The organism is Pantoea sp. FN0307 (genome assembly GCF_050113815.1).
In the GTDB taxonomy this organism is placed as follows: Bacteria; Pseudomonadota; Gammaproteobacteria; order Enterobacterales; family Enterobacteriaceae; genus Mixta; species Mixta alhagi.
In genome coordinates, this window is the sequence record NZ_JBNJSO010000004.1 from 176956 (window position 1) to 190120 (window position 13165).

Annotated in this window: 12 protein-coding genes; 4 read left to right on the forward strand and 8 right to left on the reverse strand. The window is 53.7% G+C overall.

The window, feature by feature from the left end:
- Nucleotide 1 precedes the first annotated feature (1 nt).
- Complete coding sequence (gene ybiB / locus ACQE3Z_RS13530) at nucleotides 2-970, forward strand: DNA-binding protein YbiB (RefSeq protein WP_426974371.1); 969 nt, start codon at nucleotides 2-4, stop codon at nucleotides 968-970.
- Nucleotides 971-977: 7 nt separating this feature from the next.
- Here ybiB and ACQE3Z_RS13535 read toward each other — a convergent pair whose 3' ends face one another.
- Nucleotides 978-2147, reverse strand: coding sequence for a M20 aminoacylase family protein (locus ACQE3Z_RS13535; RefSeq protein WP_426974188.1), 1170 nt, complete (start codon nucleotides 2145-2147; stop codon nucleotides 978-980).
- A gap of 135 nt (nucleotides 2148-2282) precedes the next feature.
- Nucleotides 2283-2915: a flavin reductase family protein gene (locus ACQE3Z_RS13540; protein ID WP_426974189.1), complete on the reverse strand. Its 633-nt coding sequence runs from the start codon at nucleotides 2913-2915 to the stop codon at nucleotides 2283-2285.
- A 124-nt stretch (nucleotides 2916-3039) separates the two neighbouring features.
- Between ACQE3Z_RS13540 and rlmF the strand changes: the two genes are divergently transcribed.
- A complete protein-coding gene (gene rlmF, locus ACQE3Z_RS13545) occupies nucleotides 3040-3975 on the forward strand; it encodes a 23S rRNA (adenine(1618)-N(6))-methyltransferase RlmF (protein WP_426974190.1) in 936 nt (311 codons plus the stop codon).
- Between the two features lie 5 nt (nucleotides 3976-3980).
- On the opposite strand, the gene ybiO is transcribed toward rlmF, so the two are convergent.
- The 6 genes from ybiO to rhtA form a co-directional block, all read right to left on the reverse strand.
- On the reverse strand, nucleotides 3981-6260 hold the full coding sequence (gene ybiO / locus ACQE3Z_RS13550) for a mechanosensitive channel protein (RefSeq protein ID WP_426974191.1): 2280 nt from the start codon (nucleotides 6258-6260) through the stop codon (nucleotides 3981-3983).
- A 374-nt stretch (nucleotides 6261-6634) separates the two neighbouring features.
- Complete coding sequence (gene glnQ / locus ACQE3Z_RS13555) at nucleotides 6635-7357, reverse strand: glutamine ABC transporter ATP-binding protein GlnQ (RefSeq protein ID WP_426974192.1); 723 nt, start codon at nucleotides 7355-7357, stop codon at nucleotides 6635-6637.
- Nucleotides 7354-8013: a glutamine ABC transporter permease GlnP gene (glnP, locus tag ACQE3Z_RS13560; RefSeq protein ID WP_085067490.1), complete on the reverse strand. Its 660-nt coding sequence runs from the start codon at nucleotides 8011-8013 to the stop codon at nucleotides 7354-7356. Before glnP ends, glnQ begins: the two co-directional genes overlap by 4 nt.
- A gap of 96 nt (nucleotides 8014-8109) precedes the next feature.
- The gene (glnH, locus tag ACQE3Z_RS13565) at nucleotides 8110-8856 is read right to left on the reverse strand and encodes a glutamine ABC transporter substrate-binding protein GlnH (RefSeq protein WP_085067489.1); all 747 of its coding nucleotides are present in this window, start codon (nucleotides 8854-8856) and stop codon (nucleotides 8110-8112) included.
- A 336-nt stretch (nucleotides 8857-9192) separates the two neighbouring features.
- Entirely contained in the window at nucleotides 9193-9696 is a 504-nt protein-coding gene (dps, locus tag ACQE3Z_RS13570; RefSeq protein ID WP_085067488.1) for a DNA starvation/stationary phase protection protein Dps, read from the reverse strand.
- Nucleotides 9697-10074: 378 nt separating this feature from the next.
- The gene (gene rhtA / locus ACQE3Z_RS13575; RefSeq protein WP_426974193.1) at nucleotides 10075-10986 is read right to left on the reverse strand and encodes a threonine/homoserine exporter RhtA; all 912 of its coding nucleotides are present in this window, start codon (nucleotides 10984-10986) and stop codon (nucleotides 10075-10077) included.
- Between the two features lie 389 nt (nucleotides 10987-11375).
- Between rhtA and ompX the strand changes: the two genes are divergently transcribed.
- Complete coding sequence (gene ompX, locus ACQE3Z_RS13580; protein WP_426974194.1) at nucleotides 11376-11888, forward strand: outer membrane protein OmpX; 513 nt, start codon at nucleotides 11376-11378, stop codon at nucleotides 11886-11888.
- A 579-nt stretch (nucleotides 11889-12467) separates the two neighbouring features.
- Entirely contained in the window at nucleotides 12468-12929 is a 462-nt protein-coding gene (gene mntR, locus ACQE3Z_RS13585; RefSeq protein ID WP_426974195.1) for a manganese-binding transcriptional regulator MntR, read from the forward strand.
- Nucleotides 12930-13165: the final 236 nt, after the last annotated feature.

Sequence of the window (13165 nt, forward strand, 5' to 3'; positions counted from 1 at the left end):
GTTGCAGTACAACAAACTGATTAAAGAAGTGGGCCGTGGCAAAAACCATGCGCGCGATCTGGATGAAGAGAGCGCGTATCAGCTTTATCGCGCCATGCTTAACGACGAAGTGCCGGATCTGGAGCTGGGTTCGCTGCTGATTGCGATGCGTATCAAAGGGGAAGGCGAGGCGGAAATGACCGGTTTCTATCGCGCCGTACAGGAGCGAGTGCTTTCGCTGACGCCACCGGCGGGCAAGCCGCTGCCCATCGTGATCCCCAGCTACAATGGCGCACGCCGTCAGGGCAATCTGACGCCGCTGCTGGCGCTGCTGCTCTCTCGTCTTGGCTTCCCGGTGGTGGTACATGGCGTCAGCGACGATGCCACGCGCGTGACCAGCGAGACCGTTTTCCAGGCGCTTGGCATTGCTGCCGTCAGCGATGCGCAAAACGCGCAGGCGAAACTGGAGCAGGGCGAGCCGGTGTTTATCACCGTAGACAATCTTTGTGCGCCGCTGGCCAAACAGCTGGGGCTGCGCTGGCGTCTGGGCGTGCGTAACAGCGCGCACACGCTGGCTAAGCTGATTACCCCTTTTGACGAGGCCGCAGCGCTGCGTTTCGCCAGCGTTTCCCATCCCGAATATATTCCACGCGTGGCAAAATTTTTCAGCGCGCAGGGCGGCAGGGCATTACTACTGAACGGCACGGAAGGGGAAGTTTACGCCAATCCGCTGCGCTGCCCCGCTATTAACCTGATCCACGGTGCGGCGGCGGAACCGCAGGAGCTGGTGGCGCGTCAGCCGGAGTGCACCTGCGATCTGCCGGAAAGCAAAGAGGCGACAGTCACTGCCGCCTGGATCCAGCAGGTGCTGGAAAAATCTCGTCCGGTACCGCAATCATTACGGCTGCAGATCGCCTGCTGCTATCTGGCCAGCGGTCGCAGCGCCTCGCTGGATGAGGGCCTGGCGGCGCTGGCGGCGGCGGGATACTGAGCCGACGCTAGCGTTGATTTACCGGCAGCGGCAAATGGCTCTCAACCAGCCGCTGCCAGAAGGCGATAGCCGGTTCAATCAGCGCATCGTTAAAGTCATAGCTGGCGTTATGTAGCGCACGGGACGGCGTATCGCCATCGGCACCGATCCAGAAATAGGCGCCGGGGCAGGCTTCCAGCATGCAGGCGAAATCTTCTGACGCCATTGAGGGATCCACCTGCCAGCGTACCTGTTCCGCGCCGAACAACCCGATAGCCGCCTCGCGCACGCGTGCGGCGGGCAGAGCATGATTTTGTGTCACCGGATAGCCGGGATACCAGCAAATCGTTCCCTCAACTCCCAGCGGCTGCGGCAGAACCTCCACAAACGACCCGATAAGCCCGCGTACTTTCTCCCTGACCTCGCTTTGTAAACAGCGCACGGTACCGCGCAGCGTCACCGCCTCCGGGATCACATTAATGGCTTCTCCGCCCTGGATCTGGGTAACGCTGACCACGGACGAGGCCAGCGGTGACAGCCGGCGCGCAGGAATCGTTTGCAATGCCAGAATCAGCTGGGCCGCCGCTACAATGGGGTCGGCACCGCACTCCGGCATGGCGGCGTGACAGCTTTTGCCGGTAAGGGTTATTTCAAACGAATCGAGGGAGGCCATCATTGCGCCATCGTTGACCGCCAGCGTGCCTAACGGCAGGCCAGGCCAGTTGTGCAACGCATAAACGGCATCCATCGGAAAGCGCTGGAACAGCCCTTCCTCCACCATTTGACGTGCGCCGCCCAGATTCTCTTCGGCAGGCTGAAAAATAAAATGCACCGTGCCGCTGAAGCGGCGCGTCTGCGCCAGCCACCTCGCGCTGGCCAGCAAAATAGCGGTATGACCATCGTGACCGCAGGCGTGCATAGCGCCGGGGCGCTGCGATCGCCAGGGCTGCTCTCCTCGTTCCGTAATGGGTAAAGCATCCATATCGGCGCGCAGGCCAATCGTAGGGCCAGGACCACACTCCAGGGTGCCAATAACGCCGGTTTTGGCGATGCCGGTCGCCACTTGTAAGCCAAAACTGCGTAGCTGTTCGGCAACAAAATGGGCAGTATGCTGTTCCTGGTAGCCCAGCTCTGGCTGAGCGTGCAGCTGACGGCGCCATTGCACCGCCTCTTCAATTAACGCTGCGGGTAAACTCATAACGGTCCTCTCTTCGAGCCGCGCCTGTTTGCGCAGCGGAATAACTTCACTCTAGAAGAGAGAACCGGTGCAGTCTATCGGTTGCGACGTAAAACAGTCGTGGTTATTTAATGGCTAAATCGCGGCGCTGGGTAGTTACTTTTTGCGCGCGTCCGGGCGTTGCAGCTCAAAGCGCTGGGCTTCGCTGATGCCGTACCAGGCGCTGGGGCCACCGGCGCGCAGAACCGGTTGCGCTTTGCTGGTCTGATAAATGCCCTCTTCCAGCAGCGCATCATCAATATGTACCGCAACCACCTCGCCGAGGATCAGCCAGCTATCCAGCGGCGCGCCGTCGGCATTCTGTAACTGCAGATGCTGCGTCAGGCGGCATTCAAAGTTAACCGGACTTTCCGCCACCATCGGCGCCCTGACCAGATCGCCGCTGATGGGCGTCACGCCTGCTAACATAAACTCATCTACCTCCTGCGCCACCGAAGCGGAGCTTTCATTGGCCGCTTCCGCCAGCGGGCGCGTGACCAGATTCCAGACAAACTCTTTGGTTTCCAGAATATTGCGCAAGCTGTCTTTTTTACCGAGACTGGCGAAACCAATAATCGGCGGCTGATAGTTAAAGCTGTTAAAAAAGCTGTAGGGAGCCAGGTTGCGCACGCCAGAAGCGCTGAGTGAACTGATCCAGCCAATAGGACGCGGCGCAACGATCGCATTAAAGGGATCGTGCGGCAGACCGTGGCCCGCACGGGGTTGATAGGAGTAACGTTGACGAGACATAATTATCCTTAGAGTTAAGCGACAGCTTCATCTTAGCCGCTTCGGCGTGAAAAAATGCACGTCAATTGTTTACGGTTTTTTCCGGAGCGGGTATCTTACGCGCCGTTACCCAAGAGAGAGCCTGATGAAACAGCCCGCCACTAAAAACCAACTGCATCCCCGAAACCGTCATCGCGAGCGCTATGATTTTGCTGCGCTGAGCGCGGCCCATCCGCCGCTGCAGCCCTTTATTATCACCACGCCGCGCGGCGACAGCTCGATCGATTTTGCCGATCCGCAGGCGGTGAAAACGCTGAATCAGGCGCTGCTAAAACATTTTTATCAGATCCACAGCTGGGATATTCCGGATGGCTTTTTGTGTCCGCCGGTGCCGGGACGTGCAGATTATCTGCACTGGCTGGCCGATCTGCTGGCGCAGGATAATGCACAGCAGGTGCCGCGCGATATTAACGTGCTGGATATTGGTTGCGGCGCGAACTGCATCTATCCGCTGATTGGTTTCCGTGAGTATGGCTGGCGCTTTACCGGTTCTGAAGTGAACGCGCAGGCGATGAAGGCCGCCGGGGCGATCCTGGAAGCTAACCCAGCACTGCGTCGCGCCATTCGCCTGCGTCGTCAGCCAAACAGCGATCGGATGTTCCAGGGCATTATTCATAAAAATGAGTTCTATCACGCCGTGGTCTGTAATCCGCCGTTCCACGCCTCCAGCGAGCAGGCTGCGGAAGGCAGCGCCCGCAAGGTGCGTAATCTGGGCCTGGCGAAAGATGCGCCGCTCAATTTTGGCGGCCAGCAGGCGGAGCTGTGGTGCGAAGGCGGTGAAAAAGCCTTTATCGGTCAGATGATCAGCGAAAGCGTGAGTTATGCGCGCCAGGTAATATGGTTCACCTCACTGGTGTCACGCCGCGAGCATCTGCCTGCGCTGCGCCAGGCGTTAACCGACGCAGGCGCGCACGAGGTACGAATTGTTGATATGGCGCAGGGGCAGAAGCAGAGCCGCTTTATCGCCTGGACCTTTCAGGAGAGCGCGGCGCGGACGCGACTGATGAAGCCGCGTCCCTGAGGCACTTAGTCCGGTGCCGGCAGGCTTTTTATTGCCGCCGCGTCGGTGCTGTCGCCGCCGGATGGGACAACCTGTACCGTCTGGCGCGGCGCCTTAATGCCTGCCGCATCAAAATGTTTTTTCACCAGTTCATCCAGCGCAAAGCGCACCGTCCACTGCTTTAACGGCTGAGTGGTAATTGATACGCGCACGGTAAAGGCGCGCTCGGTTAGCCCAACCAGCCCGGCAAAATTTGGCTCGCCAATAATAAAGGCGTGGATATCTTCACGCGCCATCAGTTCATTCACGGCGGAGCGCAGCGCGGCATTAGCGCGATCGCTATCTTCGCTGCGATCGACATCGTAATTCGCCACAAAGGAACCAATGCCACGGACAAAGTTGGCGAAGGTGGTGATCGAAGACCAGGGAATAATATGATACGCCCCGGTATCCTGGCGCACCCCAACCGAGCGGATCGACATACGTTCCACGGTGCCGGTTAGCGGCCCGATGGTAACCAGATCGCCGGTATTCATACCATTTTCAAACTGAATAAAAATCCCGGTAATAATATCTTTGACCAGCGTTTGCGAGCCAAAAGAGACCGCCAAACCCAGCGCGCCGGCCCCCGCCAGCAGCGGCGCGATATTAACGCCGATTTCCGATAACAATATCATGATGGTAATGGTGCTGATGACCACCGCCAGCGCGTTGCGAAACAGCGTGAGCAGCGTACGCGTGCGTGCGCTGGGCATCGGACGACCGTGAATATCAGAAGAGAGACGGCTTTCTATCAGGCTGGCCAGTAAGGTCCAGCCTACGGCAGAGAAGAGCAGGATCATAAATACCCGGATCAGCACATCCACCAGCTGTTCACCCGCGCCCACGGTAAGCCAGTACCAGAGGTCGAACAGCTGCCAGGCATTCAGCAGCAGCAACAGCACGGCGAAGACCGTGAGAATACGCGCGGCTTTCAGCATAAAGGAGATCCAGCTATTGACCCGTTTTTGTAGCTCTGGATAGTTGCGGCGCAGCTCAGGCGAAAGGGTAATGGTTTTACTGATCCAGCGCGTCAGCATGCCGGACACCACGGCACCCAGGCCGATAATTACCAGGCTGCGCAGCGTCGCCGACATCATGAATTTCAGGCTGCCGCCGGGGTTAAAGATGGAGAAGAAGAACAGCACAATAAAGTAGGCGCTGGCGATCCAGTGCCAGACAAAGGCGAAGGCGCGAATAAACAGCGTAAAAAAGGATAACGAGCGTTCGGAAAGCGCAATGAGTTCGCGCTGTATGCTGCGGCGGTTATGAAATATCAGCCACAGCGCCCAGCCGGTCATTAACCCCATAATAATGACGTTGACCAGCGCGCCGGTTTGCACATTGACCCGATTAGAGACAATCGGCACTACCACCAGTAAGCCATAGCCAATCACGCCGCTGAGCCAGCTAAGGCGGGTATGCCAGTAGCGTGCCCGCATATCGTTAAATGAAAACGGGCGTAGTTCAGGAAAGCGCGGACAGAAGATCATGCGCAGCACTGTCTTAAAGAATTCAATTAACGCAAAGGCATTCAGAAACAGGCCCTGCTGATAGGCAATGGTGCGGCTGCCCGCATTCAGATTGTTGCTAAGGATTTGTCCAACAAACAGCGCCAGCGCCAGCAGCAGCAGGTCAATCGCAAAGGCGCCGATAATGGTTAACGGCAGATGCAGCCAGCTGTCTGGCTGATTGCTTTTTTTGCGGCCCCAGCGGCCCATCTGGCGGTAAAGCGGCGTGACCAGCATGCGTATCGCCCAGTAAAAGGCGAACAGCGCCACGGCCAGCATCAGGAAGTGGTTAAACGCGTTAAAGAAGGTGGCCTTGTTAAAGGCTTTCTGCGGCGCGGAGAGGATATTGTTATAAAGACGAATAAAACTGCCGGCGAACTGTCCGCCATATTCGCGCGTGACGTCGGTAATGCTTTGCAGAACGGTTTTATCTTCCTGCTCTTCGGCGGCGTTCGGCGGCGTTAGCGCTGGCTCGTTAGTGGTGGAGGGGCTGGCGGCGGCTTCGCGCAGCTGTTTAATCAGCGCCTGACGCGATTCATCGTTTTCCAGAATGGTTGCCAGAGCAAGCCAGGCCGCTTTTTTCTCTTCGATGGTTGGTTCATGCGTTGCCGCTTCGCTGGCGGGTTTCTGAGCCTGCTGGCTGGCAACGGCGGCAGCGGGCAGCGACACGGCCTGTGCTGCCGATATCAGGCATAGCAGTAATACACACAGAACCCCCTGACGCAGACGACACCACACGACGTTTATTCCCAACATCTTTCTCCCCAATAGCAACCGGTACGGCAGAAGCGTCTGAAAAGTATAGACGCTGATGCTGAGGCAATAGTCTGAATCCTGAGGTCAGACTGGCGGAGAAAATGACTTTTATGGTTGCAGGGGAAGGGCATGCAGAGGGTTAATTCTCCCCTTTACACGGCTTAGTAGCCAGGGCAGAACCATCAGCAGATGAGTTATGTAGGGTAATAACATCGTGCCTGCGCAGAGAGCCCAGGCCGATCGTAAAGACGCAAAAAACGTCATCCCTGACAGCTCGTCCCGCGCCATCCATGGCGCGGGACGCTTTACTCTTCTGCCTGGGCTGCCCGCGCCTCAGCTGCTCATTTGTCTGACAGGCCAGACCAAGGGGGCGATTAAGAAACGTGCTGTAAAAACTCGCGCAGACGTTCGCTGGGTGGATTAGAGATCAGCGTATCGGGCGGGCCATCTTCCGCAATGCGGCCCTTATCAATAAAGATCAGTCGTGAAGCCACCTGTTGCGCAAAGCCCACTTCATGCGTCACGATAACCATCGTCATCCCTTCCTCAGCCAGATTCTGCATCACCTTTAACACCTCATGACGCAGCTCTGGATCGAGCGCGGAAGTCGGCTCATCAAACAGCATCATCTTGGGCTTAACCGCCAGCGCACGCGCAATGGCGACGCGCTGCTGCTGACCGCCCGATAGCTCGGAAGGATAGTGGTGAGCGCGCTCCGCCAGGCCAACCTTCGCCAGCAGCGTTTTCGCCAGCTGATGCGCCGCCTCTTTTTTGGTGCCGCGTACCCGGATTGGGCCGAAAGCAACATTCTCCAGGGCGGTCATCTGTGGAAACAGATGAAACTGCTGGAAAACCATGCCCGCTTCCTGACGAATCAGACGCTCATCCACTTTGGGATCGTTAACTTTTAAACCATCGACGATCAGCTCGCCGCTGGTGATCTCCTCCAGCTTGTTGATACAACGCAGCAGGGTAGACTTACCCGAGCCGGATGGGCCGATAATCACCACCACTTCGCCCTGATTAATCTTCAGATCGATATTGTGCAGCACCTGAGTTTGCCCAAAGTGCTTGGAAACGTTTTTAAATTCAATCACAGGATTTTCATCCTTTTTTCAAGGCGACGCAGCACGAAGCTCAACACCAGCGTAATAACCAAATAGATAATCGCCACCGCGCTCCAGATTTCCAGCGCGCGGAAGTTACCGGCAATAATTTCCTGCCCCTGACGGGTCAGCTCGGCAACGCCGATAACGATAAACAGCGAGGTATCCTTGATACTGACAATCCACTGATTGCCCAGCGGCGGCAGCATACGGCGCAGCGCCAGCGGCATAATCACATAGCGCAGGGTTTCCCGGCGCGACAGGCCAAGCGCCAGACCCGCTTCACGGAATCCTTTGTTAATCGACAGCACCGCGCCACGGGTAATTTCCGCAATATAGGCGCCAGAGTTGATGATAATCGTCACTACCGCCGCAGTGAAGGGATCAATACGCAGGTCAGGTATGGCCATTGGCAGGGCGAAATAGATAAACATCACCTGCACCACAATCGGCGTACCGCGAATCAGCTCAATGAAAACCAGCGCGATATTATTGGTCAGCCAGCCGCCGTAAGCGCGGGCGAAACCGGCGATAACGCCGATAACCAGGCCGCCAATCAGGCCAAGCACTGAGATCAGCAGGGTCATTTTGGCCCCTTCCAGCAGAAGGGGAATGGCTGGCCAGATCACGCTCCAGTCAAATTCCATGGTGTTTTCTCCGGAAAAAATCCGTCATTGTTGCAATAAAGAAACGCAGGGATGCGTAGGCATCCCTGACGTGGCTAACGCTTTCAGGCTTCAGGTTTATTTCGGCTCGCTGCCGAACCATTTTTTATAGATGGTATTGTAGGTGCCGTTGTCACGCAGCGTTTTCAGCGCGCCGTTAATCTTCTCGCGCAGTTCATCGCTTCCTTTCGGCAGGGCGATGCCATATTGCTGTGCTTCAAGAGAGTCGCCTACTGCTTTAAACTGTCCACGGCCTGCGGTGTTGATAAAATAGAGGATGTTTGGCGTATCGTGCAGCACGGCATCCGCACGGTTGGTGCCCAACTCCATGTAGGCGTTATCAATGTTCGGGAACTGGCGCAGATCTTTGGTTTTAATATGCTTTTTCGCATAGTCAACCGAGCCGGTACCGCTCTTCACGGCAACCACTTTGCCGTTAAGATCGTTGATGCCTTTTACTTCATCATTGTTGGCTTTCACCATCACCAGCAGACCGCTTTTGTAGTAGCCATCAGAAAAATCGATCGCTTTTTTACGCTCATCGGTAATGGTAATGCCCGCCAGTGCGAGATCGACATTACGCGTCTGCAGGGCAGGAATAATACCGCTGAAATCCATCGGCTTCAGGCTATAGGAAAGGTTGAGCTGTTTTGCGATGGCATCCCACAAATCAATGTCGAAACCGACATACTTGTCGCCCTGCTTAAACTCAAACGGGACGAACGCTGTATCGGTTGCGACAACCAGTTTTTTCTCCGCCGCGGTGGCGGAAACGGCAAACGTTAACGCTAAAGCAGCAAGGGAAAGCTTAAAAACAGACTTCATCATTTTATCCTTATTACCGATGCGGTACCTGTTGCACCGCTGTTGCTGATGGTCATATGAAAAATCTATGCCAACTTTACATCACTGGAAGAAACCAGTGCTTAACGGACAGGATAAGCCCAAAGATTCAGATAATTCTGCCAATGCACTAAAGTTGTGACCCTTTTTGGTGCATTGCCGTAATTTGGTGCAATGCCCTCAGGGATTGAGCCAGAAAAAGAGCGGAAGGTGAACCTTGAAGTGTTTATATTGTTAAATATGTCATAAATATATGTTAAAAATGCAAAAAAAAAAGCGGATGGCAACCATCCGCTTCTTTGCTAAATCAATGTCAGATTATTCGATGTTTGATTCGATAAACCACAGGAATTTGTCCAGATCGCGTGACGCTGCGGTAAGAATATCCGCTGTGTCTTCATCTTTAACTTCGCCGATGGCTTTACGCACGTCGTTAGCTACCAGACCGTAGCGATCTGCCAGCGCTTTCAGATGATCCTGTACGCTATGAATATTCAGCGGGTAGCTCTGCAGCGGCGTCTTATCTACCACTACCTGTGCGGTACCCAACGCCACGCCGCCCAGCTGTACCACACGTTCTGCCATGGTATCCTGGTGGTCGGTGATCGTAGTACGGAAGCCGTCCAGCATCTCGTGTACGCCAATAAAGTTAGCGCCACGCATATTCCAGTGCGCCTGCTTAGTGATCAGCGACAGGTCGATGAATTCAACAACCAGACGATTAAGTACCTCGATGGTGGCTTTTTTCTCACTCTCTGCCACGTCATTACGGGTGTAGATCAGATCGGAAGATGTGTTTTTTACCAGTTTTGCGGTACTCATCATTAATATCCTCTAATGTCGTATGTCCTAATTAAGCACGGAATTAAGTATAGCACCGGATTTAGAGGCTGCAGGAAAGTTACTGCCTATTGAACAGATAGCGCTTATCAAACTGTTGGGTAAAGAAATTTTTTAGCGCTTTCGTCAGAGAACCAGCAAAGAAAATGGCGGGCACAAAAAGTTAATTATTTAAATTTATGAATTTAAATATTTATTTTTCATTACTGTACAGATGGAAAATATTGATAATAAATTTTATGAAATATAACAAAATATAAACAAGCCAATATCATTACGGCGTTAAGAATATTACAAAATAATAAAAAAGCGCTTATTCAGCCTGTTAAGTCAGGCTGAATAAGAATATTCGTAATCACACTACTCTGTTATTTTTCCGCTTTCCGTTACCACGGCATGACGCGGGCGGCTGGTAATAGTAGAACCCGCCGAGGCAATGATAATTGCCAGTAACCCCATCCACTGCATCAGCGTCAGTAATTCGTTAAGAAACAGCATGCCGGAGATTGCTGCCATTGCTGGCTCCAGGCTCATCAGAGTACCGAAAGTGCGCGCAGGCAACCTTGTCAGCGCCACCATCTCCAGGGAATAGGGCAGGGCGCTGGAAAGTACCGCTACCGCAAACGCCATCGGCAGGATAGAGAGTTGCCAAATGGTGTCGGCGGCAAAGGTTAATCCCAGCGGAACAAAAATCAGCGAGCCAATAATCGATCCCATCGCCACCGTTGCCGGACCGTGATCTGCGCCAGCGCGCTGGCCAGCCAGAATATAAACTGCCCAGCAGGCGCCGGCAGCGATGGCCAGCGCTGCGCCGAGCGGATCAACATGGCTAAAGCTATGGCCCAGCGGCAGCAGCCACCAGAGCCCGAGCACTGCCAGCAAAATCCAGATAAAATCAGTCGCCCGGCGCGAACCAAACAGCGCCAGCGTCAGCGGACCGGTAAACTCCAGCGCAACCGCCACGCCAAGCGGAACAGTACGAATAGAGAGATAGAACAGATAGTTCATGGCACCCAGCGCAACGCCATACAAAATCAGCGCCTTGCGCTGCTGTGGGGAAAAGCGTAAACGCCAGGGTTTAAAGATCAGGCTAAGAATAAGCGTGCCGATACCCAGACGCAGCGCGGTAATACCGGTTGCGCCCGCGGTGGGAAACAGCGTCTTTGCCAGCGCCGCACCGCACTGTATAGAGATCATGGCGATCAGAATCACCATTATCGGCATGATAGTTTGTGAAGAAACAAGGTTTTTTTGCAAAGCGCGCAAAGACATCCTGTAATCCGCCTTAAATATCCATCAGATGTTAAAAGTCCACAGTGTACAGTCAGGCTAAAAAAAGTCATCGACGAGAGGAAATTTTGCGCTTTACGTCTAAAAGTAAGCGTGCGAAGCGGGTGATTGTTAACCAGAAAGGGCGTTTTTACGTAAAGAAACGTCAGGTTTATTTAAGAACAATCTTAATGAACCTTTTTTTGATCAGAGAATTCAGAGGGTTTTAAAGGTAAAATTCATAAGAAAAAAGAATGACATACGAAATTTCATTAACTTTCTGTTACACCAAACTATCGGTTAGACAACCATTTCGAGGCAGAGTTTCCCGCTAAGTTTTGTTATATTTTCAGCGTTGTCAGGAGAGAAGTACTATCACATTTGAGGTGGTTATGAAAAAAATTGCATGTCTTTCAGCACTGGCTTGTGTACTGGCTGTATCTGCCGGTTCCGCAATGGCTCAAAGCACCGTTACTGGCGGTTACGCTCAGAGCGATATGCAGGGCGTTGCTAATAAAGCTAACGGCTTCAACCTGAAATATCGTTACGAAGATGGCTCTAACCCGCTGGGTTGGATCGGTTCTTTCACCTACACCGAGAAAGACCGTAGCGAAGATGGCTTTTACAACAAAGGCCAGTACTACGGCATCACCGGTGGTCCGGCTTACCGTCTGAACGACTGGGCCAGCATCTACGGCGTAGTAGGTATCGGCTACGGTAAATTCCAGCAGAACGAACAGGCTGTACGTAACAAGTCCGACACCAGCGATGTTGGCTTCTCTTACGGTGCTGGTCTGCAGTTCAACCCGTATGAAAACTTCGCTATCGACGTAGGCTACGAGCAGAGCCGTATCCGCAACGTTGACGTTGGCACCTGGATCGCAGGCGTTGGCTACAGCTTCTAATCTTGCCGCTGGCAGGATAACAAAAACGGCCCTCTGAAGGGCCGTTTTTTTATGGCTGTTACCTACAGAAATATTCTTTTCAGATAAAGCCGGTATGTACAGCGAACCGCCGCGCGTTTAACCGCGCCAGATTAAACGTGGACAGTTAGCGCTTTGCGCGCATTCGCCTGTGAGACGTTCCAGCAGCATCAGGCGCAGACGAAAAGGCGATTGCGTCAGCAAGCAGAGAATACCTCTCCAGCTTATATTCGCCTGGTGCGTGCGCTGAACACATCTGCCACAGTCCAGACAGTGTTTTGTTGTGTTCATGGGAACCTCCCGATTAACGTCTGACAATTAAGAGACACAGCCCTGCGATAAACAGCAGAAAAATTAACAGCAACAGGTAAGGCTCGTTCATTTTGGCTCCTCCGCTGTTAATACTGGCTGACTACTTTATCTACAAATATAGCACTGGCTATATCCTTTAGCCAATGCTAATCAGCTAAAATTTGTGCTTCTTTGCTGATGGTTTACAATGATGCGCCAACACGCCGGCAGGGCCTGATAATGACCGGTTGAAGAATAAGAGGAAGCTGAATGAGTCGTCGCGCAAAGCCCGCTCCTGCCAGGATAAATGGGCCGTTAAAAGAAATTGAAGAACATGTCGAAGGGTTTCGACAGGTTCGCGAGGCGCATCGCCGTGAGTTGATTGATGACTATGTTGAGCTGATTTCAGATTTGATTCGCGAATTTGGCGAAGCGCGTCAGGTTGATATGGCGGCACGCCTGGGCGTATCGCAGCCTACCGTGGCGAAAATGCTGAAACGCCTCGGAAGCGTAGGCCTGGTAGAGCAGGTGCCCTATCGCGGCGTCTTTTTAACCAGCGAAGGGGAGAAGCTGGCTGAAGAGAGTCGGGCGCGTCATCATGTGGTTGAGACGTTTCTGCTGGCGTTGGGCATTAGCCCCGATACCGCACGACGCGACGCCGAAGGAATTGAACACCACGTCAGCGATGAAACCCTGACTATTTTTCGTGAGTTCTACGAGAGCCGTCAGTAACTTTCCTGCCAATACGACCAGCCAGGCGGCAATTTTCGTTGGTATCGCCTTATCCAGGGCCACCCTGACCGTATGCTTTTCTGCGGCGCGTTTTCAGCGCCGCGCTTGATTAGACGCTCCGCTACCTGTTTTTCTGCCGATCACTAATGCGGCTTCTTTCCTTTATCCCTGCCCATTTCCCGCTACACTCAATTTGTCAATTAATCCTGGCATTTGTAATTTTTACTTCTACGGCT

Bases quoted from the DNA above. Each gene is read 5' to 3' on its own strand.
- ACQE3Z_RS13535 (WP_426974188.1), bottom strand. From the start codon at position 2,147: ATGAGTTTACCCGCAGCGTTAATTGAAGAGGCGGTGCAATGGCGCCGT.
- ACQE3Z_RS13540 (WP_426974189.1), bottom strand. From the start codon at position 2,915: ATGTCTCGTCAACGTTACTCCTATCAACCCCGTGCGGGCCACGGTCTG.
- rlmF (WP_426974190.1), top strand. From the start codon at position 3,040: ATGAAACAGCCCGCCACTAAAAACCAACTGCATCCCCGAAACCGTCAT.
- ybiO (WP_426974191.1), bottom strand. From the start codon at position 6,260: ATGTTGGGAATAAACGTCGTGTGGTGTCGTCTGCGTCAGGGGGTTCTG.
- glnP (WP_085067490.1), bottom strand. From the start codon at position 8,013: ATGGAATTTGACTGGAGCGTGATCTGGCCAGCCATTCCCCTTCTGCTG.
- glnH (WP_085067489.1), bottom strand. From the start codon at position 8,856: ATGAAGTCTGTTTTTAAGCTTTCCCTTGCTGCTTTAGCGTTAACGTTT.
- dps (WP_085067488.1), bottom strand. From the start codon at position 9,696: ATGAGTACCGCAAAACTGGTAAAAAACACATCTTCCGATCTGATCTAC.
- rhtA (WP_426974193.1), bottom strand. From the start codon at position 10,986: ATGTCTTTGCGCGCTTTGCAAAAAAACCTTGTTTCTTCACAAACTATC.
- ompX (WP_426974194.1), top strand. From the start codon at position 11,376: ATGAAAAAAATTGCATGTCTTTCAGCACTGGCTTGTGTACTGGCTGTA.
- mntR (WP_426974195.1), top strand. From the start codon at position 12,468: ATGAGTCGTCGCGCAAAGCCCGCTCCTGCCAGGATAAATGGGCCGTTA.